Source organism: Dermatophilus sp. B7861-1, from assembly GCF_058996045.1.
Genome location: NZ_CM180082.1, coordinates 1,910,709 through 1,935,028, shown reverse-complemented (window position 1 = coordinate 1,935,028; position 24,320 = coordinate 1,910,709). Strand labels below are relative to the sequence as shown.

24 protein-coding genes are annotated in these 24,320 nt (G+C 57.7%); 20 read left to right on the top strand and 4 right to left on the bottom strand.

What is annotated here, in order from left to right:
• Positions 1–99: 99 nt before the first annotated feature.
• The 6 genes from smc (at position 100) to ffh (ending at position 8,700) form a co-directional block, all read left to right on the top strand.
• Complete coding sequence (gene smc, locus AC2T9U_RS08555; protein WP_493695820.1) at positions 100–3,774, top strand: chromosome segregation protein SMC; 3,675 nt, start codon at positions 100–102, stop codon at positions 3,772–3,774.
• Positions 3,775–4,313: 539 nt separating this feature from the next.
• Positions 4,314–4,673, top strand: a complete 360-nt coding sequence (locus tag AC2T9U_RS08550; RefSeq protein WP_115029542.1) for a hypothetical protein — start codon at positions 4,314–4,316, stop codon at positions 4,671–4,673.
• A 14-nt stretch (positions 4,674–4,687) separates the two neighbouring features.
• Positions 4,688–5,857 carry a signal recognition particle-docking protein FtsY gene (gene ftsY / locus AC2T9U_RS08545; RefSeq protein WP_493695819.1) on the top strand — a complete coding sequence of 390 codons (1,170 nt, stop codon included), beginning with the start codon at positions 4,688–4,690 and terminating at the stop codon, positions 5,855–5,857.
• 341 nt (positions 5,858–6,198) lie between these two features.
• Positions 6,199–6,555, top strand: coding sequence for a hypothetical protein (locus AC2T9U_RS08540; RefSeq protein WP_493695818.1), 357 nt, complete (start codon positions 6,199–6,201; stop codon positions 6,553–6,555).
• Positions 6,556–6,658: 103 nt separating this feature from the next.
• Positions 6,659–6,970 carry a hypothetical protein gene (locus tag AC2T9U_RS08535; RefSeq protein WP_493695817.1) on the top strand — a complete coding sequence of 104 codons (312 nt, stop codon included), beginning with the start codon at positions 6,659–6,661 and terminating at the stop codon, positions 6,968–6,970.
• A 47-nt stretch (positions 6,971–7,017) separates the two neighbouring features.
• Positions 7,018–8,700 (top strand): signal recognition particle protein, encoded by a 1,683-nt coding sequence (gene ffh / locus AC2T9U_RS08530; protein WP_493695816.1) that lies wholly within the window; start codon positions 7,018–7,020, stop codon positions 8,698–8,700.
• A gap of 63 nt (positions 8,701–8,763) precedes the next feature.
• Here ffh and AC2T9U_RS08525 read toward each other — a convergent pair whose 3' ends face one another.
• Both AC2T9U_RS08525 and AC2T9U_RS08520 read right to left on the bottom strand, forming a co-directional pair.
• Positions 8,764–9,699, bottom strand: coding sequence for an NAD(P)H-binding protein (locus AC2T9U_RS08525; RefSeq protein WP_493695815.1), 936 nt, complete (start codon positions 9,697–9,699; stop codon positions 8,764–8,766).
• Positions 9,700–9,704: 5 nt separating this feature from the next.
• Positions 9,705–10,412, bottom strand: a complete 708-nt coding sequence (locus AC2T9U_RS08520; protein WP_493695814.1) for a CPBP family intramembrane glutamic endopeptidase — start codon at positions 10,410–10,412, stop codon at positions 9,705–9,707.
• A gap of 164 nt (positions 10,413–10,576) precedes the next feature.
• Between AC2T9U_RS08520 and AC2T9U_RS08515 the strand changes: the two genes are divergently transcribed.
• The 7 genes from AC2T9U_RS08515 (at position 10,577) to trmD (ending at position 16,846) form a co-directional block, all read left to right on the top strand.
• Complete coding sequence (locus AC2T9U_RS08515; RefSeq protein ID WP_493695813.1) at positions 10,577–11,953, top strand: cryptochrome/photolyase family protein; 1,377 nt, start codon at positions 10,577–10,579, stop codon at positions 11,951–11,953.
• 37 nt (positions 11,954–11,990) lie between these two features.
• Positions 11,991–13,100, top strand: a complete 1,110-nt coding sequence (locus AC2T9U_RS08510) for an amidohydrolase family protein (RefSeq protein WP_493695812.1) — start codon at positions 11,991–11,993, stop codon at positions 13,098–13,100.
• A complete protein-coding gene (locus tag AC2T9U_RS08505; protein WP_493695811.1) occupies positions 13,100–14,107 on the top strand; it encodes a GNAT family N-acetyltransferase in 1,008 nt (335 codons plus the stop codon). The genes AC2T9U_RS08510 and AC2T9U_RS08505 overlap by 1 nt, the downstream gene beginning before the upstream one ends.
• Before the next feature lie 231 nt (positions 14,108–14,338).
• Positions 14,339–14,815 (top strand): 30S ribosomal protein S16, encoded by a 477-nt coding sequence (rpsP, locus tag AC2T9U_RS08500; protein WP_208303080.1) that lies wholly within the window; start codon positions 14,339–14,341, stop codon positions 14,813–14,815.
• 2 nt (positions 14,816–14,817) lie between these two features.
• Complete coding sequence (locus AC2T9U_RS08495; protein WP_028326998.1) at positions 14,818–15,060, top strand: RNA-binding protein; 243 nt, start codon at positions 14,818–14,820, stop codon at positions 15,058–15,060.
• Between the two features lie 89 nt (positions 15,061–15,149).
• Positions 15,150–15,692 (top strand): ribosome maturation factor RimM, encoded by a 543-nt coding sequence (gene rimM / locus AC2T9U_RS08490; protein ID WP_115029558.1) that lies wholly within the window; start codon positions 15,150–15,152, stop codon positions 15,690–15,692.
• 2 nt (positions 15,693–15,694) lie between these two features.
• Positions 15,695–16,846 (top strand): tRNA (guanosine(37)-N1)-methyltransferase TrmD, encoded by a 1,152-nt coding sequence (trmD, locus tag AC2T9U_RS08485; protein WP_493695810.1) that lies wholly within the window; start codon positions 15,695–15,697, stop codon positions 16,844–16,846.
• Positions 16,847–16,902: 56 nt separating this feature from the next.
• On the opposite strand, the gene AC2T9U_RS08480 is transcribed toward trmD, so the two are convergent.
• Both AC2T9U_RS08480 and AC2T9U_RS08475 read right to left on the bottom strand, forming a co-directional pair.
• The gene (locus tag AC2T9U_RS08480; protein WP_493695809.1) at positions 16,903–17,808 is read right to left on the bottom strand and encodes an SDR family oxidoreductase; all 906 of its coding nucleotides are present in this window, start codon (positions 17,806–17,808) and stop codon (positions 16,903–16,905) included.
• A 79-nt stretch (positions 17,809–17,887) separates the two neighbouring features.
• Positions 17,888–18,544 carry a response regulator transcription factor gene (locus AC2T9U_RS08475; protein ID WP_493695808.1) on the bottom strand — a complete coding sequence of 219 codons (657 nt, stop codon included), beginning with the start codon at positions 18,542–18,544 and terminating at the stop codon, positions 17,888–17,890.
• A gap of 130 nt (positions 18,545–18,674) precedes the next feature.
• On the opposite strand from AC2T9U_RS08475, the gene AC2T9U_RS08470 reads away from it, so the two are divergent.
• The 7 genes from AC2T9U_RS08470 to AC2T9U_RS08440 all read left to right on the top strand — a co-directional run bounded on the left by AC2T9U_RS08470 (position 18,675) and on the right by AC2T9U_RS08440 (position 24,225).
• Complete coding sequence (locus AC2T9U_RS08470; RefSeq protein ID WP_493695807.1) at positions 18,675–19,442, top strand: hypothetical protein; 768 nt, start codon at positions 18,675–18,677, stop codon at positions 19,440–19,442.
• 51 nt (positions 19,443–19,493) lie between these two features.
• The gene (locus AC2T9U_RS08465) at positions 19,494–20,168 is read left to right on the top strand and encodes a copper chaperone PCu(A)C (protein WP_115029568.1); all 675 of its coding nucleotides are present in this window, start codon (positions 19,494–19,496) and stop codon (positions 20,166–20,168) included.
• Positions 20,165–21,424: a Dyp-type peroxidase gene (locus AC2T9U_RS08460; RefSeq protein WP_258553077.1), complete on the top strand. Its 1,260-nt coding sequence runs from the start codon at positions 20,165–20,167 to the stop codon at positions 21,422–21,424. Before AC2T9U_RS08465 ends, AC2T9U_RS08460 begins: the two co-directional genes overlap by 4 nt.
• Positions 21,425–21,631: 207 nt before the next feature.
• The gene (gene rplS / locus AC2T9U_RS08455; RefSeq protein WP_028326991.1) at positions 21,632–21,973 is read left to right on the top strand and encodes a 50S ribosomal protein L19; all 342 of its coding nucleotides are present in this window, start codon (positions 21,632–21,634) and stop codon (positions 21,971–21,973) included.
• Positions 21,974–22,338: 365 nt separating this feature from the next.
• Positions 22,339–23,088 carry a signal peptidase I gene (lepB, locus tag AC2T9U_RS08450; protein ID WP_493695806.1) on the top strand — a complete coding sequence of 250 codons (750 nt, stop codon included), beginning with the start codon at positions 22,339–22,341 and terminating at the stop codon, positions 23,086–23,088.
• Between the two features lie 5 nt (positions 23,089–23,093).
• Positions 23,094–23,888: a ribonuclease HII gene (gene rnhB / locus AC2T9U_RS08445; protein WP_371667478.1), complete on the top strand. Its 795-nt coding sequence runs from the start codon at positions 23,094–23,096 to the stop codon at positions 23,886–23,888.
• 16 nt (positions 23,889–23,904) lie between these two features.
• Positions 23,905–24,225 (top strand): DUF2469 domain-containing protein, encoded by a 321-nt coding sequence (locus AC2T9U_RS08440; protein WP_028326990.1) that lies wholly within the window; start codon positions 23,905–23,907, stop codon positions 24,223–24,225.
• The last annotated feature ends 95 nt before the right edge of the window (positions 24,226–24,320 follow it).

Below are 24,320 nucleotides of genomic sequence, written 5' to 3'. Positions count from 1 at the left end.
AATCACTGCATACCGGATGTGTCGGCCCGCCCACCCCCAGAAAGGGTTGTGGATAGGCTCTCCACGTCGAAAGCCTTGCCAACGAGAGGAACTGCCCGGGTGTACGTCGCCAATCTCACCCTGCGTGGATTCAAGTCCTTCGCCTCGGCAACATCGTTCACACTAGAGCCGGGAATCACCGCAGTGGTGGGGCCCAACGGGTCAGGTAAATCGAACGTGGTGGACGCCCTCGCCTGGGTGATGGGGGAGCAAGGCGCTAAATCGCTGCGCGGTGGAAAAATGGAAGACGTCATCTTTGCCGGCACCTCAGGCCGCGCACCGCTAGGGCGAGCCCAAGTGACGATGACCATCGATAACTCCGATGGCGCATTACCCATCGACTACTCCGAGGTGACAATCTCTCGAACAATGTTCCGGGCCGGTAGCTCGGAGTACTCGATCAACGGCACAGCCTGCCGCCTTCTCGACATTCAAGAACTCCTGTCTGACTCAGGCATCGGTAAAGAAATGCACGTCATCGTCGGCCAAGGACGCCTCGATGACGTTCTGCGATCCACGCCGGAACAACGCCGCGGACTCATCGAAGAAGCAGCAGGGGTGCTCAAACACCGACGCCGCAAAGAAAAAGCACTCCGAAAACTGGAGACGATGGAGGTCAACCTCAGCCGCGTCGTCGACCTCGCAGGTGAAGTGCGTCGCCGTCTTGGTCCTCTAGGACGCCAGGCAGAGACAGCCAGAAAAGCCGCCCTATGGCAGGCAGAAGTCAGGGACGCCCGCCTTCGTTTATATGCAGATGACTTGGTGCAGAAACAAGCCACCTTGACCCAGGAACAAGCCGACCACACAGCGCTACAAGCACGCGCTATCGAAGTCCAAGCCCAACTCGCACACGCCAAAGAAGCAGTTGTGGCAGCAACAGCGCGGGCAGGAGAAGTTACACGCGAAGCAGAAACACTCAACGAACAAACGCATCAACTGCAGGTACTGCGTGACAAGTTCGCCACCTACGGTCGGTTGGCAACAGAACGGTTGAACTCTCTACAACAGATGGAACGTGCCACGCACAATCACACGGGCAAAGACCCAGAAGCACTACGTGCCGAAGCACAAAAAGCACGCGAATTCGAACAAACTCTGACCGAAGAAGTCGAACAAGCGCGCAACGACCTAGAAACTATCCGAACAGAACGCAGCTCTGCCGAGCAAGCCCACGCCGAAGAAAGAGACCGTATCGCAGCTGTCACTAAAGCCCTTGCTGACAGGCGAGAAGGACTAGCGAAACTGGCTGGACAAGTAGCTGCAAAACAATCCCGCGTGGAAACTCTCGAATCACAGTGGGCCGCATCCCAGGCGCAGATCGAAACAGCAACGAAAAAAGCTGACGAGGCCGAGCAAGAACACCACGCTCTCCAAAAGCAGCTCTCAGCAGAAGAAAACGAATCCGACATCGAACGCCAGCTGGCTCGTGTCCGCGAAGAACACGCAGCGGCACTCCAAGCAGTCAGCGAAGCCGAACAGCGCCACCGCCAAGCAATGAGTGAACGAGACCGCGCGCACGCCCGTTGTGAAGCATTCGAAATGGGACTGCGCAGCATGAGCGATTCGCAAGCTTTGCTAGCTCATGACGCCCCACCATCATGGGGAACCTTGGCATCCATGATCACCGTGAACAACGGGTGGGAAACCGCCATCGCAGCAGCTCTTGGCGTTGCAGGAGAAGCCGTCACATACCCGACGGTTGAACAAGCCATCGAGGGGTTGACACACCTACGCACGGTAGGTGATGCCGGAGCAGCGATAGTGGTAGCCGACGACGAACTGCTACCAGCTGCTACACCAGAATCCGACTGTCCCGGACAGCGAGCCATCGACCTAATCACTGCGAAACCAGATGTACACAGCGTGGTTGCCGCCCTGCTGGCAAAAACAGTCTGCGTCGAAACCGTTACTGAGGCCGTCGAATACCTGAGTGCCCACGCACCCTCGACACCACACCTACGTGTGGTTACTCGCGCTGGCGACATATTCGCACCCGGCCTCGTCCAGGCCGCCGGCGAGCCCGGTTCAAGCCGCATCGAAATCGCTGCCGCTCGTGATGAAGCCCACCGCCACCAAGAAGAAGCCTCTATTCGAGTAGAGCAAGCCGCCACAGTAGTAGCTGACGCCTCTTGCTTGGCCGAAACCCTGACCGATCGCCTCAAACATCTCACCGAAGAACTACGAAAAACAGACGCAGAGAAAGCAGCAAAAACAGCCAAACTCGCCGCACTGCAAGCAACCCTGCGAGCTGCTACCACCCAGGTGCAACAACTCACCGCCGCCGCTGAAAAAGCAGCATCCGCGCTCGCAGCAGACCGGGTCGCCCTCGAAGAAATCCACGCCCGTCATGAAGCAGCCCTAGCTGCCCCCGAGACGGAGGAACCCTCAACAGAACAATTGGCTCGCCTCGAAGCTGCCGCATCAACAGCTCGAGCAGCAGAAACCTCCTGCCTGCTTAACCTACGAACCGCTGAAGAGCGCCTGCGCGCAAGTCAAGGAAGAGCAGACCGGCTCGAAGCCGCAGCCCGTGCCGAGGAAAATGCACGATCTGAGGCAGCTCGACGCCGCACCGTTCTGCAGAGCAAGATCCAAGCCACTGCCCTGCTGCGCGAAGCCGCTGAGCACAGCGTTGCCCGAATCACCACATCGATGGAGATCGGGACTAGCCGCCGTGATGGCATTGCCACCGAACGCCAACAGGTCGAAGAACACCTGGCCGCTGCGCGAGGCCGCACTGACCAACTTGCCGAAGAGCTACGCACCCTTACCGACACGGCACACCGTGACGAAATGGCGCGAGCTGAACTGCGCATGCGCATCGAGAATCTCCTCACCAAAGTGACCGAAGAGTTCGGCATTGGAGAAGATGTTCTCCTCGATGAATACGGCCCCGACAAGCTCGTCCCGCCGCTGGAAGTGGCTTCCGCTATGTCCACCGAAGCACCTGAAAATGCTTCGACTGCTGCTGAAGACCCAGGGAACACAGCAACACCGAGGAAAACCCGTCGCCGCAAAAGCGCCCAGATCCCCACCGAACCGCGCCCTTACGTCCGCGAAGAACAAGAAGCGATCGTCAAAGACCGAGAAAAGAAGCTCGCCAAACTAGGCAAAGTCAACCCGCTGGCCCTCGAAGAGTATGCGGCTTTGGAAGAACGGCATGCTTTCCTCAACGGACAGATCGAAGACCTGCGTGCTGGTAAACGAGATCTCCTATCGATCATCGCTGACGTTGATGACAGAGTACAGCGCGCCTTTATGGAGGCTTATGAAGACACCGCGCGCGAATTTGCTGGTGTTTTCTCCCGACTATTCCCAGGGGGAGAAGGGCGACTAATCCTCACCGAACCGGACAGCCCGCTTACTACCGGTATCGAGGTGGAAGCTCGCCCGCCCGGAAAGAAAGTAAAACGACTGTCGCTGCTCAGCGGTGGGGAACGATCTCTGACTGCGATGGCGTTACTCGTCTCTATCTTCAAAGCCCGGCCGAGCCCGTTCTACATCATGGATGAAGTTGAAGCTGCTTTGGATGATGTGAACTTGGGTCGGTTGCTCATGCTCTTTGAAGAGCTACGTGAGTCCAGTCAGCTCATTGTCATCACGCATCAGAAACGCACCATGGAAAAAGCTGACGCGTTGTACGGCGTGACGATGCGTGGAGATGGGGTAACCCGAGTGGTCTCGCAACGGCTTCGGAACCAGCACGAATCACCAGCCGCAGATCGCGCCAGTGCGTAAGTAGTCCTCGTCGAGGCGTGCTGCGATAAGAAACGTGCCGACAAGTGAGACAACTACAAAGAAAAATCTGTCCGCTGCTCGCCGGGGGAACTTCGTTCACGGCAGCGTGAAAAAAGGTCCTGGATGCGTAAGTGATGGGCTTGCTCGTTGACTAAGTAGCACGATAAATGAGCATGCAGTAGGCCTGTGAGCTAACCTTTTTCGGTTTTAAAGCGGCAGAGTTAGTTGAGGCCTAGCGACTATCTGAGTGCCGGAAAAGCTTGCGAACACCGCAGCTGTGGCGGGGGTCTGTGTCCCATTTATTGCCAAAGATGTGCCCGATCGTAACCGAATGTCGACACACTACATATCGCGAATTCGCCTCAGCCGTCGATGATGTAGTCATGGTGGCGCTCGTAATCTGGCTTCTGGCGGTGGCGGCAATAGGCACTTCAATCATGGTGATTGCCCTTCGATGGGCATCTAACTGCGGCAGAACACCATCCAAGGTGCATGTTCGCACTCAGGCACACAATGCCGCACGACGTAGAACTGCACCGGTGCGCACCGCTGACGAGAGGGAAGGTGACACCGGTCGCGGGCGACGGATATTCGCCGGTAGTAAGGCGCGTAAGCCAGCTGTCTGCGCAGCCCAGCTCGCGTGCGTTGAAAAAACTGAAATCGCCGTGAAGTCTTCTGTCGAGGTCAGCGCCAATAGTGAAGTGAACACCGAAAGCTGCGCGAACAGCGTGACTAAACCCGGCGAGCAGGCTGCGGCACCGCTACCCAATAGCTCCGAACTCGGAAACGTCATTGACGCCCGCCAGCGGTGGAACGGCAATGTCCGCGCCGTCGACACCAACGCTCAGACAGCTACAGAGCACGAAGAAACTCCGACCGGGCTGCGCCGCGCCGAGTAAAGGCCCACCAGGCGATGCTCGCCTGGTTGACTGGTCCTGTGGATCAGATACTCAACGATTTCGGAGGAATTCTCCTCGCTGTCATCGGGGTGATCGTCATTGGCGTGGGGACGTTAGTCACGCTCCTCGGGCCAGGACGGCGCCGCCAAACCGAGCTCCCCCCAGCCAACACCGCACCGGAGGTACCACAGCAACAAGACTTAAAACCTGTCGAACTTGAACAACCCGCGAATGCACGGGGACGAATACAGCAGTTACGTGTTCGCTTATCTCGGTCTAACTCGGCCCTTGGCCGTGGCCTCCTTACCCTCATCGCCGGGGGGCGCCTCGACGAGGAAACATGGCAGGACCTGGAAGACACCCTCATTGCTGCTGACCTTGGTCCCGAGGCCGCCTCCAGCATTGTGACTGCGCTACGGGAACGCGTTGCTGCTGAGGGCGCACAAGATGAGACAACGATCCGTGCTTGGCTTCATGAAGAACTCTTGCGCGTGGTTGATCCCACCATGGATCGACGTATTTCCAGTAGGCAAGTCGATGGCCGCCCGGCGGTCATTCTTGTTGTAGGTGTTAACGGGACAGGTAAAACCACCACCGTTGGCAAGCTTGCTCGTGTCATGGTGGCGGAGAACCGCAAGGTCACTCTCGGTGCCGCAGATACCTTCCGCGCTGCTGCTGCCGACCAACTCACAACATGGGGTCAGCGGGTTGGGGTGCCCACTGTTCGAAGTGACAAAGAAGGGGCTGATCCGGCTGCGGTTGCCTTCGAGGCGGTAAAAGCTGGTGTCGAAGCTGGTAGTGATGTCGTCATCGTGGATACAGCTGGGCGCTTGCATAACAAAACCAATCTCATGGATGAGCTAGGCAAAATTAAACGTGTCATCGAAAAGCAGAGCCCTCTCGATGAAGTACTGCTTGTACTTGATGCCACCACTGGTCAAAACGGCCTTGCTCAGGCTGAGGTTTTTGCCGAAGCAGTGAATATCACTGGAATCGTTCTCACTAAACTTGACGGGACAGCTAAAGGCGGCATCGTCGTAGCCGTTCAGCGCAAACTCAAAGTTCCTGTCAAGCTTGTTGGAATTGGTGAAGGTGCCGATGATCTTGCTCCCTTTGATCCGACTTCCTTCGTTGATTCCATCCTCGGACCAGACCCCGCCCGTAAGACCAACTTGCCTTCCTAGCAAGGCAACTCGTAATGCGGGGAATGTACCGGAGAAGCACAGCGGAATCACAGGATGAGCCTCTAACGTGGAACACGTGAGGGGATAAAAAGGGTGACAGCCCCGGCCGATCGGGCAATCGGCCGGGGCTTCTTTTTGCCATTTAGCGATGCGAAATATCTCTTACTGATGTCACCGAAAACACTTTTCCGCGACGCATACCGAGTACTTGAGTCCCCAAAAACACAAACACGACAGTCTTAAAACCCCGGTTCAGCACAATAAATGCCACTTCTACTGAATCTCACCTGTGCCATCACAGCAGTCACCACACCGAACAATCGGTCAGTGATGATGGATGGATGAGCCAGCACGGAGTCGGCCAGCGAATGGATCAACGCGTCACCGAAAAGCTGTCGATGACACCAGACCCACCACCGCAGAGGATCTTCCTCGCTGCCGGACTGCTCATCGCGGCTGGACTTCTCATGGCTGCCGCTGCCAGCAAAAGATGGTCTGCCTGCATAGGCAGTGACCTCACCAAAAAACCTGCGGAGATCGCACAGGATCGGACTTTGATTTCTTTATCGTCTATCCCGTCACCGTTCACATTGCCCCCGCAGCATGGCTGTGCGGCATTGCCCTTGTCGCAGCCGCTGCCGCAATGGCCGCACTTCTCTACCGCAACTGCACTGTCAGCCGAGCCTGTGCCGCTATAACCGCAGTTATCCTGCTCTTAGGGGCTCTTATTACTTTCTGGGCAGCTCATACTGCCGTTCCGCAGCACATCGTTGCTTCCAACTTCTGGATAGACAGCTACCGATGGTGGGTATTTACCGTCGTCCTTCCGGTGACTGCATTCATCGCTCTATCTACCCGATTTTTCGCCCCCTCGACTATGGGACCCGCCCAGTGCGGCGCCCGCCATCAGCTGCAGCACTTGCCATGTGGGGAAGCCTTTTCTTCACAAACCCTGTCCTATGTATCGCGGTGGCGGGATTCTTTCTCAGCGACGTTCATGGTGGAGTCACACCGTGGGCAGAGATGGTCTCGGCCCTAGCCTGCTTCGTCTCGGGGGCATTCGCGATCCTTGACGCCAAGCGTCATCAATACCGTCCAGTTGCCACATCTTGACCGCACCCATGTGGGTGCCGCCCCCGCCGGTCGAGTAGCCTGGGGCGGTGTTCAACTCTCTCTCGGATCGACTGACCGCAACGTTCACGAATCTGCGCGGGCGCGGCCGTGTGTCCGAGAAGGACGTCAACTCGACGATCCGCGACATCCGTATCGCCCTTCTCGACGCCGACGTAGCACTTCCCGTGGTGCGCGCCTTCACCAGCAACGTCCGTGAGCGCGCGCTCGCGGCCGAGGTTAATCAAGCCCTTAACCCGGGCCAGCAGGTTGTGCAGATCGTCCATGATGAGCTGATTGAAATTCTGGGGGCTCAGACCCGAGGGCTTCAGCTCGCTAAAAACCCACCAACGGTCATCATGCTGGCTGGTTTGCAGGGTGCAGGTAAAACTACTTTGGCGGGCAAGCTGGCGCACTGGCTTAAAGAGCAGGGACATACGCCGATGCTTGTTGCTGCTGACTTGCAGCGCCCGAATGCGGTGACGCAGCTGGAAATTGTGGGAGAGCGAGCGGGTGTGCCTGTTTTCGCTCCGGAGCGCGGGAACGTTGCTGGCTATGACGCTGCGGTGGAGTACGGCTCTGGCACGCGAGGGTATGGCGACCCTGTTGAGGTTGCGCGCCGTGGTGTTGAGGAAGCTAAGCATCAGCAGCGCGACGTAGTCATTGTTGACACTGCAGGACGTCTCGCTATTGACACTGAGTTGATGGCTCAGGCTCGTGATATTCGCGATGCTATCCAGCCAGATGAGACGTTGTTCGTCGTTGACGCCATGATTGGCCAGGCAGCTGTGGAGACTGCCCAAGCGTTCCTTTCTGGGGTGGACTACACCGGTGTTGTGCTCACCAAAATGGATGGTGACGCGCGTGGTGGTGCAGCGTTGTCGATTCGTTTCCTAACAGGTCGTCCCATCATGTTTGCCTCGACAGGCGAAAACATGACGGACTTTGAGGTTTTTCATCCGGACCGTATGGCCAGCCGGATCCTCGATATGGGAGATGTGCTTACTCTTATTGAGCAGGCGCAGAAGGCGTTTAATGAACGTCAGCAATCCAGCATGGCTCGTAAATTCATCGAAGCTGAGGACTTCACCTTCGATGATTTCTTGGAGCAGATGGCGGGTATCCGCAAGATGGGCTCGCTTAAGAGCTTGCTCAAAATGATGCCCGGTATGAATCAGATGCGCGATCAGCTGGATGCGCTGGATGAGCGAGAGTTTGATCGTGTTGAGGCGATGGTTCGCTCTATGACTCCCTATGAGCGCAGCCACCCGAAAGCTATTAACGGTTCACGGCGTGCACGTATTGCTCGTGGTTCGGGTGTGCATGTATCGGAAGTAAATGGGCTTCTGGAGCGTTTTGGTCAGGCACAAAAGATGATGCGCCAGCTGCGCAATGGTGGTGGCATGCCTGGTATGCCCGGGATGTCTGGTATGCCGGGGGCCGTAGGTGGCGGTAAGGGGAAGAAGAAGGGCAAAGCTGTCAAAGGCAAGTCCGGTAACCCTGCTAAGCGTGCACAGCAAGAGGCCGAGCTCAAAGCTAAGCGTGAAGCTGCCCGTCAGGCTGCTATCGATGCGGCTTTTGGCGGCGGCGCGGATGCTGAGTCGACAATGGGAGCTCCTGGTGGGGCCTTCGGGGCTTTGGGAGGTGCTAAAAAGCAGCCGAGTGCCGAAGAGTTGATGAAGAACTTTGATCCAAACAAACTTCCGAAGAACTTCGGTGACTTTTTGAAGTGATCGGGTGAGGAACTTTCGCGCAGGCGCTGCTTTCTTCTCAGAAGAGCCGCGCCTGTGGCGTTGTCAGTGTTTTTTCTGGTCGGACATGGCTGCGCGAATGGCGTCGTCGTAGCTGGTGACTCCGCCAGGTGGTGTGCCGAGGTAGTCACGTATGTCGTTTTCTTTAGCGATGACATCGTGGACGAGGCTTCCCATAAGGGGGCGAGCTATTCCTGCGTCGATGGGGGTGACAAGGCCTACCCACCAGCTTGCGATGTCAGGTGTGAGCAGGGGGATGGGGAGCATGATGCGGGGATTCAGTCTTGCTGCGGCTGCGTACCGCTTCATCATGTTTTCGTATGTGAGGATCTCGTCGCAGGCAATGTCGAAGGTGCGGTTTACATCGGAGGGAAGCGTGGCAGCACCGGCGAGGTAGTGCAGTGCATCTTTAATGGCGATGGGTTGGACTTGGTTACGTAGCCAGTTGGGCACGAGCATGAGCGGGAGTCGTTCAGTGAGATGTTTAAGCATCTGGTAGGAGACTGACCCTGCGCCGAGGACAACAGCGGCTTGCAGGCAGGCTGCGGGGACGGGGGAGTCGAGGAAGATCTGACCGACTTCAGCGCGGGAGGCCATGTGTTCGCTGAGGCGTTCGTGGTCGGGGTGGATTCCGCCGAGGTAGACAATTCGTTTCAGATGGGCACGTTCTGCAGCGTCGGCGAATGTGGTTGCCATTTTAACTTCTTGGGCACGGAAGTCTTTTGAAGAGTTCATGGAGTGCAATAGGTAGTAGGCGACGTCTGTGTCGGTCAGAGCGCGGTCGAGATCTTGGGGGGCTGCTGCGTCGCCTTCAATGATGGTGATGTTGTTTTTCCAGGGCCGATCATCCAGAGATGAGGCGTTGCGGGTGAGCACGTGAACGTGGTGCTTGTTGGCTAAGAGTTTTGGTACGAGTTCGCCGCCGATGTAGCCGGATGCTCCGGTGACAAGTACGTGGAGTGGTTGGGGCGTGTTGGTCATGTGGTTCACCTCAGGATCTGCAGTAGTGGGGGCAGGAGGAAAAGCATGGATCCGGACCAGCAGCAGTGCACGATGATTGGGCCCAGGATTCCTCCGGTGACGCGGCGTTGAAGTCCGGTGATGGTGCCCAGTAGTAGTGCGGCAAGGATGAGTAGAGGGATGCCGGAGGTTGCGGTGACGAGTACGTAGATGATGGTGCTGATGGCGACGGCGTGGCCTGGAGGTAGGGCGTCGTAGAGGGCGCCTCGAAAGTAGAGTTCTTCGCCGATGCCGTTGATGAGGGTGAGGAAGGCAACGATGAGCAGGTTGTTGCCGCTGGCATGGTTGAGCAGGTTGTCGACGGGGTCTCGAAGGGCTGGGATGTGTGCGATGGCTAGCGCCCCGGTGAGGAAGAGCGCGATGAGTATGGCGGCTAGGGTTAGAGATTGGATGATGGGGCTGCCAATAGTTTTTTTGCGTGTCCATGCGTGTCCGGCGTAGATGGGGCCGGAGATGGCTGCTCCAGCTACCCAAGTGAGGGCTAGTGCGAGAGTTGCCCAATGGAAGCTTGGGTCACCGGGTGGGATACGTAGGCTGATGGCCAGGATGCTGGTGCCTAGTGTCAGGGTGAGGGCCGCGGTGACGCGTCTGCGGGTGTATGTGGTGGGGGTGGGGTGGGTGTCAGGTACGGGGTTGAAGAGTGCAGCGTCGATGAATCGGCGCAATTCGCCCATGGGGTTCTCTCTTGCGGTGGGGTCCTGGTGCGTTCTCGAGCGTAGACCTCGCGAGGGGAAGGGCTGCGTGTTTCCGTCGGGGTGTCTTTACGTGTGGCCTATTTAGTTGGGGTAGAGCGTTTTAGGGTGAACGGACGGCATTTTTCAGAAAGTGGGGTTCGGGGATGGCTGTGTCGGTTTTGTGGTTGCGCCGGGATTTGCGGATTGAGGATTTGCCTGCTTTGGGGGCGGCTGCTGAGGCCACCGATGGTGGTGTGGTTGTGCCGTTGTTTGTTTTAGAGCCGCATTTGTTCAAGGGATGTGGTGCTGCTCGGTTGGCTGCACTGAGGGAAGCGTTAGTTTCGGCGCAGGAATCGTATGAGGGCAGGTTGTGCGTGCGTGTGGGGGATGCGGCGCAGGTGGTGCCTGAGGTGGTGCGGGAGGCTGGTGCGAGCAGTGTGCATGTGAGTGGGGAGTCCACGCCGTATGGGAGGGTCCGTGGTAAGCGGGTTTTGGAGGCGTTGGGTGAGGTGCCGATGGTTGCGACAGGCACTCCGTATGCGGTTTCGCCGGGCAGGGTTCGCAAGAAGGACGGTACGCCGTACAAGGTGTTTTCGAGTTTTCATTCGGCGTGGCTGGATTGTGGTTGGGATCGCCCTTTTCCGGTGCCGCGAGGGCTTGATCTAGGGCATCGGTTGGATTCGGATGAGTATGAAGGGCTGTTGGGTGATGGGGATGGGCCTGAGGGGGTTGCGCATCCGGATGGGTGGTCGCAGCGGTGGCAGGGGTTTTTGCAGGAGGGGATTGCTGAGTATGGGGATGAGCGGGATAGGCCGGGTGTTGATGGCACGTCGGGGATGTCTGAGCCGTTGAAGTTTGGTTTGGTGCATCCGCGGACGTTGCTGGCTGATGTGGCTGATTGTGCGGCTGCGGGTAGTGAGGGTGTGAGGACCTTTGTGAAGGAGCTTGCGTGGCGTGAGTTTTATGCGGATGTGTTGTGGCATAACCCAGATTCGGCGTGGCACGACCTGGGGGATGGGTTGGCTGGGATGGAATACGCGGATCCGCAGAAAGACGCGGTGACGGCGGAGTTGTTTGAGGCGTGGAAGGAGGGGGTTACGGGGTATCCGATTGTGGATGCGGGCATGCGGCAGTTGCGTGCGACAGGGTGGATGCACAATCGGGTTCGGATGATCACTGCGTCGTTCTTGACGAAGGATTTACACGTGTGGTGGCCCTATGGTGCGCGTTTTTTCTTGGAGCATCTGCGTGATGGGGATGTTGCTTCAAATAATCATAGTTGGCAGTGGGTTGCTGGTACTGGGACTGATGCGGCACCGTATTTTCGGGTGTTTAATCCGGTGAGGCAGGGGGAGAAGTTCGATCCGGATGGTTCGTATGTGCGTCAGTGGGTTCCTGAGTTGGCGCATGTGTCGGGTGGGGCTGTGCATATGCCATGGAAGGCGCCGGATGGGTATGCGTGTGGCTATCCGTTGCCGGTGGTGGATCATGCGCAGGAGCGTGCTGAGGCGTTGCGCCGGTATGAGGCTGCGCGTCGTTGAGAGGGCGAGTGGTGTTGGGTGGCGGTAGTTTCGTTGTATGAGCATGCGTGGTGTGGGACAGGAGTGGCGGGGGCGAGCTCTTCATCTGACGGGGCGTATTAATGTTTCGGCAGATGATGTGCGTGATGAGGTGTGGGTGGTTGGTGGGCGTATTACGTTTACGCGGCCTGTGGGGGTGGAGGTGGAGCGTATTTCAGGGCATGTATTGCCTGGCTTGGTGGACGCGCATTGTCATGTGGGGTTGGAGTCGCAGGGGGCGGTTGAGCGGGGGCGGGCGCTAGAGCATGCGTTGGCCGAGCGTGATGCGGGGGTGTTGCTCATTCGGGATGCGGGTAGCCCTGCGGATACGCGGTGGTTGGATGAGCGTGGTGATGTGCCTCGGATTGTTCGGGCGGGGCGTCATATTGCGCGGACGAAGCGGTATATCCGCAATTATGCGCATGAGGTAGAGCCGGAGTTGTTGGTGGAGTGTGTTCGTGGTGAGGCGCGTCGTGGCGATGGGTGGGTGAAGTTGGTGGGGGATTGGATTGATCGTCAGCGGGGTGATTTGTCGCCGTGTTGGCCTGTAGAGGTGCTTGGTGAGGCTGTGGAGGTGGCTCATGCGGAGGGTGCGCGGGTGACGGCGCATTGTTTTGCTGAGCAGTCGTTGCGTGATTGCGTGACGGCAGGGATTGATTGTGTTGAGCATGCGACGGGGCTTGTTGTTGACACGATTGAGGCGTTTGCTCGGGCTGGTATTGCGATTGTGCCGACGTTGGTAAATATTGCGAATTTTCCTGATTTTGCTCGGGCCGGTCGGGCGAAATTTCCTTCGTATGCAGCGCATATGTTGGATCTTTATGGACGTCGTTATGAGACGGTGAGCGCTGCGCATGAGGCGGGGGTGCCGATTTATGCGGGTACGGATGCTGGTGGTCGGGTGCCGCATGGTTTGTTGGCGTTAGAGGTTGTTGAGTTGGCTAAGACGCGGCTGGGCAATGTTGGTGCGGTTGGTGCTGCGTCGTGGGCTGCGAGGTCGTGGTTGGGGTATCCGGGTATTGAGGAGGGTGCGCCGGCGGATTTTGTTGTTTATTTGGATGATCCTCGTGAGGATGTGCGGGTGACGGTGAGGCCGCATTGCACTGTTTTGGGTGGGGTGGTGTGGTGATGTCGGGGCATCCGGCGAATCGTCCGGGGTGGGTTTCGCCGCCTGTTCGGGAGGTTTCTGGTGTGGTGAGGGAGCCGTTGACTGCTTGGGGTGAGCGGGTGTGGGTGGCTCCAGTGTGTGCGGGTGATCTTGAGCCGTATGGGCGTGCTTTGGCGTTGTCTGCGGATCGGATTCGGGTGTGGAATCCGGTGGATCCGCGGGATTTGGAGACGCATTTGCGGTTTCAGACGAGTGCGCACCGGACGTTTGTGATTCATGCAGTGGAGCCGATTGCTGGTGCAGGGCATGACATTGTCGGGGTGGTGAATGTGACGGGGGTGGTGCGCGGTCGTGCGATGAGTGCTGCGGTGGGGTACAACGCTTATGACCCGTATCAGGGCAGGGGGTTGTTTGCTGAGGGGTTTCGGTTGGTTGTTGATGTGGCGTTTGAGGCAGAACCTTTGGGGATGGGTTCGCATCGGGTGGAGGCGTCTGTGCAGCCGGGGAATGTGCGTTCGGCTGGTTTGTTGCGGTCGGTAGGGTTTCGGCGGAGGGGGTTTTGGCCTGCGTATTTGTGGTTGGGGGATGAGCGTGATGTGCATGCGTGGCGGGATCATGAGACGTATGGGATGACGGTTGAAGAGTGGCCTGCGGTGCCGTTTTCGGTGGGGTCGGTGCCGTCTCCGGTGGTTGTGGTTGGTCCGCAGTGGGGGGATGCGGGGGTTGAGTTGGCGGTGCAGTTGGAGGTGCCTTTTATTGCTGCAGGGGTGGTCGAAGCGTTGGGGGATGAGGGGTTAGGTGCGTTGTTGAGAGGTACTCGGGGGGCGGTGATTGAGCTGCCTCGTCCTACTGATGAGGGGCAGGTGCGTCGTGTCGAGGAGGCGATGAGGTCGGCGGGTGCTGATGTGGGTGCTGAGCTGACTGTTGCTGGTGACGTTGCGCCGGTGGGGCGGCATCGTGTGGTGGCTTTGGCTTTGCGTGCGCGTTCTGATGCGCATGCTGCGGTTAGGGGGGTTTGCCCTGGTTAAGTGGAGTTTTGGCATGTCGTGGTTTAGTGATGTGTTGGTTGGGTCTTTTGTCTGGCAGAATGGTGGGCTGTACCCGCCCGGTCCAGGCCGCTCTCCGTTTCGCGCTGTGGTGTGATATTCGGATCGACTGCGCCGGGATTTCGGGCGCCTACACCCGAGGCGCGATACCCCGGATTTATTCTGGTCCGGTCTCGCCGTGCCTCACGAGAGAGTTAAGGAAGTGGCACCCTCGTGGCAGTCAAGATCCGTTTGAAGCGTATGGGTAAGATCCGCACCCCGTTCTACCGCGTTGTAGTCATGGACTCGCGCACTAAGCGTGATGGTCGCGCGATCGAGGAGATCGGTGTTTACCACCCCACGAAGCAGCCTTCTGTGATTGAGATCGATTCTGAGCGCGCGCAGTACTGGCTGGGCGTTGGCGCTAAGCCGACGGAGCAGGTTGAGGCCCTGCTGAAGGTCACTGGTGACTGGCAGAAGTTCAAGGGTGAGGAAGGTGCTGAGGGCACCTACAAGACGGCTGAGCCGAAGCCCTCGAAGAAGGAGCTTTACGAAGCTGCTCTTGCTGCTGCTGACCAGGCTGACGAGAAGTTCGCGAAGAACCCTCCGAAGAAGAAGTCTGAGCTGCGTGCTGAGAAGGAAGCCGCTGCTGCTGCGGAGCCTGCTCAGGATGAGGCTCCGGCCGAAGAAGCTGAGAAGGACGAGGCCTGATCGTGCTTGAGGAGGCCCTCGAACACCTAGTCAAGGGCATCGTCGAGAACGACGAGGACGTCGTGGTTCGTAAGCGCCCTAATCGTCGTGGTGACGTGCTCGAGGTTCGCGTTCATCCCGAGGATTTGGGTCGCGTTATCGGCCGTTCTGGTCGTACGGCGAATGCGCTGCGTACGGTAGTCACCGCTTTGGCTGGTGGCCGTCAGGTTCGTGTCGACATTGTTGATACGGACCGCGAGTCCTGAGTTGTAGACGTTTGATTGACGGCGCTCCCGCGTTTGCGGGGGCGCCGTCGTCGTAGTGCAAGGGTTGTTGTTGAGGGAGGCGGGCAGGTATGCAGGTTCGGGTGGCGCGAATTGGTAAACCGCATGGTTTGCGGGGTGAGGCGACGGTGCAGTTGTTTACGGACTCACCGGAAGAACGTTTTGTGCCTGGGGCGAAGTTTGTGACGGAGCCGGTAGGTGCGGGGCCGCTGACGGTACGTAGCGCGCGAGTGCACAAGGGGATTTGGCTGCTGGGTTTTGAGGAGGCAGCTGACCGTAGCGCCGTGGAGTTGTTGCGTGATGTACGGCTGTTCGTCGAAGCCGGGGTAGAAGGCGAAGATGAGGTGGATGAAGGTGTGGAGGATGGTTTTTATGAGGCAGATTTGCTGGGGCTGGCGGTAGAGACTGTCAGCGGTGAGCGGGTTGGGGTGGTCAGTGCGCTTTATACGCGTCCGGCGCAGGATTTGTTAGAGGTCTCGTTGGGTGACGGTGGGCAAGCATTGGTTCCGTTTGTTGATGAGCTTGTGCCAGAGGTGGACTTGGCGGGTGGTCGTGTGGTGATTGATCCGCCTGTGGGGTTGTTGGAGCTAGGGCGTGAGCAGGATGGGGAGTAGTAGTGCGTATTGATGTCGTGACGATTTTTCCGGAGTACTTGGCACCGCTTGATTTGTCGTTGATTGGTAAGGCGCAGCGTGAGGGTTTGGTAGATCTGCGGGCCCATGATTTACGGGAGGTGACTACTGATCGGCATCACACCGTTGATGACACTCCTTATGGGGGTGGTGCTGGGATGGTGATGAAGCCGGATGTGTGGGGTCAGGCTTTGGACCGGGTTCTTGCTGAGGCGGCCTCAGCTGACGGGGAGGGTAAGCGTCCTCGGTTGATCGTTCCTGGTCCTGGTGGTGTTCCTTTTTCGCAGGCTTTGGCTCATGAGTTGGCCGGCGAGGATCATTTGGTTTTTGCGTGTGGGCGTTATGAGGGCATCGATGAGCGTGTGTATGAGTATGCGCGGGGTGCCTTTGATGGTCGGGTGGACATTGTGTCGTTGGGGGATTATGTCCTCAATGGTGGTGAAGTGGCAGTGCTGACGATGACAGAGGCAGTGGTGCGGTTGTTGCCTGGTGTGGTGGGTAATGCTGAGTCTTTGGTGGAGGAGTCGCATGAGGATGGGTTGCTTGAGTATCCGGTGTATACGAAGCCGGCAACGTGGCGTGGCATGACTGTTCCTGATGTGTTGCTTTCTGGTGATCATGACCGTATTGCGCAGTGGCGGCATGAGCAGCGTTTGATGCGTACGTGGTTGCGTCGCCCGGATTTGTTGCCGGCTTCTGCGGTGCCAGAGGTAGTTGCTGGTGGTTTGGAGGCAGCAATTAGTGTTGCTGTTCCTGGGGATGCGGGTGAGTTGTTTACGTTGGTCAAAGCGGTTGCGCCTTCAAAGGCGGATTCTTTGGTTGATGGTCAGGGTGGAGCAGTGACGCATGTGTGTCGCCTTGGTGGTCGTTTGGTGGGGATGGTGCGGCATCAGCGTGTGTGTGATGAGGCGGGTGTGGCTGTAGCGCGGGAAATTGAGGTGTTGGCAGTGGTTCCTGACCTGGTTCGGCGCGGGATCGGCAGGGCTCTTTTGCAGGTGGCTACTGGTGGTGATGGTCGACGTTTGCCTGTGCGTTTGCCTGATCAGGTGGAAGATGGCCAGAGGGTCTCTGCTTTTATGCGGGCTTGTGGGTATCGTCCGGGGCGCAGGGCAGGAGAGTGGAGTCGTAAGAAGTAGGGAACAAGCGTGTGGCGAATGCTGGAGAGGATTAGCCACACGCTTGTTTTTCGGGTTTAGAAGATGGGTTTTCCGCCGGTGACTCCGATGACGGTGCCAGTGACGTAGGACGCTTCGGCGGGGCTGGCCAGGAAGACGAAAGCGCCGGCACACTCTACGGGTTGTCCGCCTCGACCTAGAGGGGTGTCTGTGCCGAAGGTTGGCATGGAGTCTCCGCCCTTAGTTGCTGGTTGTAGTGGTGTCCAGATGGGTCCAGGAGCGACGGCGTTGACACGGATTCCGCGGGGGCCGAGTTCGGCGGCGAGATTGGCGGTGAAGTTGTTAATGGCAGCTTTGGTTGCTGCGTAGTCGATGAGAGATACAGATGGGTCGTATGCCTGGATAGAGCTGACGTTGATGATGCTTGCGCCGTGGCTGAGGTGGGGGAGGGCTTGCTGGCAGATCCAGAATAGGGCGTAGAGATTGGTTTTCATTACTTGATCGAGTTCGCCGGTAGTGACCGAAGGTAGCCCTTCTTCACGACGTGCCCATTGGAATCCAGCGTTGTTGACGACGATGTCTAGGCCGTTGAGTTGGGCTGCTGCGTCTTCGACGATGCGGCGTGCGGTGCTTTCGTCTTGGATGTCTCCTGGCAGGAGGGTGCAGGTGCGGTTTTCGCGCTCGACCCAGGTGCGGACATCCTGGGCGTCTTCTTCTTCGCTGGGGAGGTAGTTGATGGCTATGTCGGCGCCTTCGCGAGCGAATGCAATTGCTACGGCTCGGCCGATGCCTGAGTCGCCGCCAGTAATGAGGGCTTTGAGCCCAGTGAGCCTTCCATGACCGACCCAGGTTTTTTCGCCGTGGTCGGGCAGAGGGGTCATTGCTTTGGTGTGTCCGGGGTGTTGCTGCTCTTGGGCGGGAAAACCGCCGTCGGGGGAGGCGAGTTGGCGGGCGGTTTTGTCGATGGCGTAGAGGTCGCTCATATCTCGATCCTGGCGAGATAGTTGGTGTCTTTCTACCTTCTTGGGGGGTGAGTCTTTCTGTTTAGCAAATGATTTGGCTTCAGATGCTGGTTCGTGTGCTCTGCGGCTGCATGCCGTTTTGGATTCCCCACAACACGGCTTGTGAACGACGCTCTACGCCCATTTTTCGGTATGCGGATCGGATGTAGGACTTCACTGAGTTGATGGATAAGTAACAGGATTGAGCGATTTGGTCGTTGGTGAACCCTTGGGTGATCAGGGCTACTACTTCTGCTTCTCGGGGAGAAAGGCCAGCTGTTTGACCTGGCCATTTCTTGATGACAGGTGTTGTGTGGTCGGGGTCTTGGACGTGGGTGTGTTCGCCCGTGTGAATGCTGATGAGTGCGTCGGCGAGCTGTTCAGCGCTTATGCGTTTGTCAAGGAATCCTGCGGCGCCTAGGGCTAAGGCTTGGCGGGCGTGGGCGTCTTGTGGGTCCCAGGAGTAAATGATGACTTTGCCGATGTAGGGGGCTTCGAGAAGGGGGATAACGTCGTTTTCGATATGGTTTCCGGCTGCGAAGGTGTCGAAGAGGGCAATGTCGACCCGGGAGCGGGGAGTGGTGTTGGTGGCGTGTTCGACCACTGTGATGCGCGGGTCACTGGCGAGTAAGTGGGCTACGCCCGCGACAACGATGGGGTAGTCGTTGACGACGGCGACAGTGATGGGAGTGGTGGGGTCTTTCACGAAAATCAGCATAATGTCCGCTTGGTCTAATCATTTGTTGATGAGTAGGTTCGTGGCGCGGTGATTCCGTAGTGGCCTGCCTCACATGCAAGCTGAAGTGATGCGCTGGTGAGGTGTAGCGCACACCTGACAGAATGCGCTTATGACTTGGGCTGTCCCTGCGCGTGCGCTGCGAGCGTGTGGTGTGGCTTCGTCGACCACGTTTATGGCGTTGTTTATGCACGCATTTGCTGGGGGTGGCGTGCCGCCTGTGCTCGTGGTGGTGGTGACATGGATGTGCGGTTTCCTTATTGCTATGCCGCTGGTGGGACGGTGGCGTGCGTGGTGGAGTGTTGCTGTTCCGGTGCTGGTGAGCCAATTCGCTTTTCACCTGTTTTTTGAGTTGGGTGCGCTAATACGCGCTGCTCATGAGGCTGGTGCTGCTGGGAAGGGTTATGCAGCGTCAGCGTGGATGAAAGCCGCGGATCTTCATGCTTTGTGTGCTTTGACGCGTAATGGTTCTGGTGCGGCTGCGTTACGGGGGCAGCTGCATCATGGTGCTGTTGTCCCCAGCTCGGGGGATGTTTGGGGCGTTATGTCCATGTCGCCGTTGATGGTGGCTGGGCATGTGTTTGCTGCTGCGGTATGTGTGGTGTTGGTCCGCAGCGGCGAAGAGTTGTTGATTCGTTTGCTGGAGTTGGGTGGCTCTGTTCTTGACGCGTTGCGTCCGGTGCTGTGCGTTGCGTGCCCAGTGTTAACGCCGGCGGCTGCGCGTGTGGCAGTGGGTACTGCCGCGGTCAAAGCCGTGATGCTGCGGGAGTACTTGGCTGCGTGTCTTGTTCGTCGTGGTCCGCCGATCTGTGTGGGAAAAGAGAGGCTTCGTATAAGGCCTCTCGATATGCAAATCACTGCACATTCCCTCGGGGGCTGAGGTCCCCGGTCAAGAGATGAACCTCTTTGACCAGCCAGAAAGGCACAGTTCATGACTACTTTTTCTTTGTCTCGTTCGCGCAAATTTTCTCGACGTGGAGCTACTACCATCGCGGTCCTGGCTGCTGCGTTGCTTCTTACGGCATGTGGAGGTGGTGGCGACCATGGATCCAATCACGGTGCTGCGCAAACGACGCAGGCAAACGAGTCCAGCCCCATCAACGCGCACGATCCATGGGTGAAAGCGGCAGCTTCGGGAAATTCGGCTCTTTTTGGAACGCTTGCCAACAACAGCGATAAGGACATCACCATCACTGCGGTGAGTAGCCCTGCAGCTGGGTCAGTGCAAATGCATGAGACGAAGAAGGACGCTTCGGGCGCCATGGTGATGAGTGAGGTCAAGGGCGGTTTTAAGATTCCTGCGCATGGTCAGCATGAGCTCAAACCCGGTGGTGACCACATCATGTTGATGGGATTGAAGGGGGAGTTGAAGGCAGGTGAACAGGTCGAGTTCACTGCAACGACCAGTGATGGCAGTTCTTTCAAAGTTGCTGCGCCAGTGAAGGATTTCAGCGGCGCGAATGAGAACTATGACCACGGCAAGGCGTCCCCGAACGACCACGACCATGGCGGTCATGACCACAGCGACCATGACCATGGCAAGCATGAGGGCCATGACCACATGCACGGCTCTGGGAAAGCTACTTCCTCGGCGGCGCATTCGTGACGGACGAAGAGTTTGGTGTGACTCCTTCCCGGCGTTCGTTCCTCTCAACGGGAGCGATCGCCGGGTGGGGGGCGGCGACAGCTTTTGGGCTTGCTGGGCTTGCCCGAGCTGAGGCAGGGGGACAGCGGGCAGATAGTCGCCCAGACCAGGCCACCCCTGCTACTGATACCCCGCATGGAGGGGACACGATTGCGTTTTATGGCGAGCATCAGCCGGGAGTGGATACTCCGGCACAGGCTCATGCCAATTTTGTGGCGCTTGAACTCGATGACGACATTGATAAGGAAGGGTTGCGCCGTCTCATGCGCATCCTGACGGATGATGCGGCTCGTCTTATGGCAGGGCGAGGTGCGTTAGCTGACAGTGAGCCGGAATTAGCTGCCTTTCCTTCGCGGTTGTCAGTGACGTTCGGGTTTGGTCCTGAGTTTGTGCGCCGCGCTGGAGGGCAGGGGCCTGGTTGGTTGCGTCCTTTGCCGAAGTTCAAGGTGGATCGGCTTGAACCTGAGTGGAGCGGTGGGGATCTTTTTCTCACGATTGGGTCTGATGACCCGACGGCTCTTTCGCACGCCACGCGCATGCTCCTGAAAGACACACGGAGTTTTGCGACAGTGAAGTGGATTCAACCGGGGTTTCGGCATGCGCGTGACACGCTGGCACCTGGTACGACGATGCGTAACTTGTTCGGTCAGGTCGACGGCACGGTGAATGCTTCTGCGGGAACACCTGAGTTTGCGCGTCAGGTGTGGATCCCAACAGGTCCGTTTGCGGGTGGGACGGGCGTTGTTATTCGTCGTATCCGCATGGATTTGGATACGTGGGATGAGGTTGATCCTGCGGCCCGGGAGCACAGTATTGGTCGTCGTATCGATAATGGTGCGCCTTTGACGGGCAAGCATGAGCAGGATGAGCCAGATTTCTCGGCTGTTACTGAGAGTGGGTTTCCTGTTATCTCGCAGTTCGCGCATATGCGCCGGGCCCGCAGTGGTGATCCACGTCACAAAATTGTGCGTCGTGGTTATAGCTATGAGGTCCCAGTGTTGGCAGGGCAGAAGGATGCTTCTGGAATTGGTACGGATGCTGGGCTTATTTTTGTTGCCTACGCCGCAGATGTCGATGCGCAGTTCGTTCCTATCCAGCGCCGTTTGGATGAGGCAGATTTGTTGAATACGTGGACTACGCCGATCGGTTCTGCTGTTTTTGTTATCCCGCCTGGATGCAAAAAGGGCGGTTATATTGGCGAAACCTTGCTCGAGTAGCTTCGCGATTTTCCGAGGAGTGGCTCGTCTGGCAAACTTGTTTCCTGTAGAGCGTCTCAAAGCCCCTGCCGCAGGGGGAGTGGGGTACGGGTCACATCGTGACTGCGGATACCCATGAGGCTGGGACGCTTCCCACCAATCTGTTTATTGAGGTCTTTGTGGCCTTGTGAGAACTGCTGCAGCCTGCGGTGCAGCGAGGAGAATTTGATGCAGAAGCTCGATGTAGTTGATGCCGCCAGCCTTCGTGATGACATCCCGGAGTTCCGCGCCGGTGACACAGTCAAGGTTCACGTGAAGGTTGTTGAAGGTAACCGTACTCGTGTCCAGGTGTTCCAGGGCGTTGTGATCCGTCGCCACGGTGCTGGTGTTCGCGAGACCTACACCGTTCGTAAGGTCAGCTTCGGTGTTGGTGTGGAGCGTACTTTCCCGGTCCACACTCCTATCGTGGAGAAGATCGAGGTTGTCTCCCGCGGTATCGTGCGTCGCGCCAAGCTGTACTACCTGCGTAACCTGCACGGTAAGGCAGCTAAGATCCGCGAGAAGCGTTGATCACGCGCTGACAGGTTTTAGGTGAGGGGGCCGCGGGCGAGGTTTCGCTCGCGGCCCCATTGCATGCCCGGCCGTGAACCCTTTAGGCGGGATCTTCGTTTACTGCTAGAGACATCAATGCAGGTGTTTATCTGCGGCTTCGTGGGCTGCCCACAGATATACGGGGTACGGTTCCAGCAGGCCAATTGCGTCGATGGGCGCAGATCGGGGACACAACGACGATGAGTAATACGCACAATTCGCCAGAACATGGTGGCGAGACCGGCACGCGAGGGGATAACCGCGGTTTTCGGCGTAGGCCAAACCGTTCGTCGTCTCCTGGCGGAGGCAACAGCACGAGTGTGCTGGGGTCAATGTGGGCGTTTGTGCGTGAACTAGTGATCATTGTCGTATTTGCCTTGATCATCTCGTTCATCGTGAAGACGTGGTTACTGCAGTCTTTCTATATCCCTTCTGGATCCATGCGTAACACCTTGATTGAGGATGATCGTGTGGTGGTCTCGAAGCTGACGCCGGACCTTTTTGATATCAAGCGTGGCGACATCGTGGTGTTCGAGGATCCCGGTGGCTGGTTGCCGCCATCGATGCCGCGTCCACGTTCTGGGGTGGCAAAGGTACTCAGTTGGGTTGGGGTTCTTCCTGAGGATGAAGGGAATCACCTGATCAAGCGGGTCGTGGGGCTTCCTGGCGATCATGTGGAGTGCTGCACAGCAGATGGAAAGTTGACTGTTAATGGTCAACCGATCGACGAACCGTACGTTTTCCCTGGTACGCCGCCGAGTAGTGTCACCTTTAACATCACTGTTCCGCCTGGAAAATTGTGGGTGATGGGCGATAATCGTGACCATTCGAGTGACTCACGGTTCCATGACAAGCCTTCGAGTAATGGGACGGAAGGGTCTGTGCCGATCGCTAATGTTGTGGGCCGGGCATTTGCTGTGATCTGGCCGCTGAACCGTGCAACGTGGTTGAGCGATTATCCGCAAGTTTTCTCGAAAGTGCCTAACGCATCACAAAATCCGTCAAAAAGATCATCTGCGGTGAAGGAAGAGAAGGGGTCGCATAGCGCCCCGCTGGGTAACGGAAGCACCCCGCATGCTTCCGCCGTACGGTGACAAAGCTGACTTCGGCGGCTCCTACGTTGCGTCTCGAACGAGCGCAGATGAGGCAGGGTGCTGCGCTCGTTGCTGGGATGGATGAGGTCGGTCGCGGCGCTTTGGCTGGTCCGGTCAGCGTTGGTGTGTGTGTCGTAGACGCCAATACACGCAGCGCTCCGGTTGGTTTGCGTGATTCCAAGCTCATTTCTCCAACGGTTCGTGAACGCCTTGTCGAACCTATTCACCGTTGGGCTTGTGCATGGGCAGTAGGGCATGCAGAGCCAGAAGAGATAGATGAGCATGGGATCATGGCTGCGTTGCGGCTAGCTGGTCGGCGAGCACTTGCTGCTTGTGGCGTGAATCCGGATTTGGTGATTCTGGACGGCAAGCACGACTGGTTGACTGATCCTTCTACCGTGGGTCTTTTTTCTGCGCTTCCTGCAGATGTTGAGGATGCCAGCGCATGTAGGTCAGGTGTGCCCCCGGTTGTGACGGTGGTGAAAGGGGATCGGACGTGCTCTTCAGTGGCCGCTGCAAGCGTGTTGGCCAAGGTAGAGCGTGACGGCATCATGGTTGAGCGTTCTGCCAAACATCCTGTGTATGGCTGGGATGTGAATAAGGGGTATGCCAGTGCGGCGCATCGAGCTGCGTTGGGTCGCATGGGTGTCTCTGAGGAGCACAGGCGTTCGTGGAACCTGGGCACATGTCCCACAGGTGTGGTGGGATCAGATGTGGCAGTCGTGCCTGAAGCGCAGACCAGCGTTGCTGGGTGTGGCACACTCCCACAGCGGGGCGCACAGTCGCCGGATCACACGTGAAGAAAGGTGAGTGCGCATGAGCGCCGAGGATCTCGAGAAGTATGAGACCGACATGGAGCTGCAGCTCTACCGTGAATACAGGGACGTTGTCGGGCTGTTTTCCCACGTCGTGGAAACCGAGCGTCGTTTTTACTTGTGTAACTCGGTGGATGTGAAAGTACGTAGCGATGGTGGCGAGGTTTATTTCGATGTCTCGATGAGCGATGCATGGGTGTGGGACGTTTACCGCCCGGCACGGTTCGTCAAAAACGTCCGTGTAGTGACGTTTAAAGACGTGAACATTGAGGAACTCGCAAAGAATGACCTCGAAATCGCAGACGAAGATTTCGGCGCCTGAACTCGTTTCACGGGGTCCTTGTCCCCAACCTGTTCACCTGTCCCCAAAGCACATCTGAGGTCAGCGAAACCACTGCCTGAGTCGTGAGGCTGTCA

Bases quoted from the DNA above. Each gene is read 5' to 3' on its own strand.
- ftsY (WP_493695819.1), top strand. From the start codon at position 4,688: ATGCTCGCCTGGTTGACTGGTCCTGTGGATCAGATACTCAACGATTTC.
- AC2T9U_RS08540 (WP_493695818.1), top strand. From the start codon at position 6,199: ATGAGCCAGCACGGAGTCGGCCAGCGAATGGATCAACGCGTCACCGAA.
- AC2T9U_RS08535 (WP_493695817.1), top strand. From the start codon at position 6,659: ATGGTGGGTATTTACCGTCGTCCTTCCGGTGACTGCATTCATCGCTCT.
- AC2T9U_RS08525 (WP_493695815.1), bottom strand. From the start codon at position 9,699: ATGACCAACACGCCCCAACCACTCCACGTACTTGTCACCGGAGCATCC.
- AC2T9U_RS08520 (WP_493695814.1), bottom strand. From the start codon at position 10,412: ATGGGCGAATTGCGCCGATTCATCGACGCTGCACTCTTCAACCCCGTA.
- AC2T9U_RS08515 (WP_493695813.1), top strand. From the start codon at position 10,577: ATGGCTGTGTCGGTTTTGTGGTTGCGCCGGGATTTGCGGATTGAGGAT.
- AC2T9U_RS08510 (WP_493695812.1), top strand. From the start codon at position 11,991: ATGAGCATGCGTGGTGTGGGACAGGAGTGGCGGGGGCGAGCTCTTCAT.
- AC2T9U_RS08505 (WP_493695811.1), top strand. From the start codon at position 13,100: ATGTCGGGGCATCCGGCGAATCGTCCGGGGTGGGTTTCGCCGCCTGTT.
- rimM (WP_115029558.1), top strand. From the start codon at position 15,150: ATGCAGGTTCGGGTGGCGCGAATTGGTAAACCGCATGGTTTGCGGGGT.
- AC2T9U_RS08480 (WP_493695809.1), bottom strand. From the start codon at position 17,808: ATGAGCGACCTCTACGCCATCGACAAAACCGCCCGCCAACTCGCCTCC.
- AC2T9U_RS08475 (WP_493695808.1), bottom strand. From the start codon at position 18,544: ATGCTGATTTTCGTGAAAGACCCCACCACTCCCATCACTGTCGCCGTC.
- AC2T9U_RS08470 (WP_493695807.1), top strand. From the start codon at position 18,675: ATGACTTGGGCTGTCCCTGCGCGTGCGCTGCGAGCGTGTGGTGTGGCT.
- AC2T9U_RS08465 (WP_115029568.1), top strand. From the start codon at position 19,494: ATGACTACTTTTTCTTTGTCTCGTTCGCGCAAATTTTCTCGACGTGGA.
- rplS (WP_028326991.1), top strand. From the start codon at position 21,632: ATGCAGAAGCTCGATGTAGTTGATGCCGCCAGCCTTCGTGATGACATC.
- AC2T9U_RS08440 (WP_028326990.1), top strand. From the start codon at position 23,905: ATGAGCGCCGAGGATCTCGAGAAGTATGAGACCGACATGGAGCTGCAG.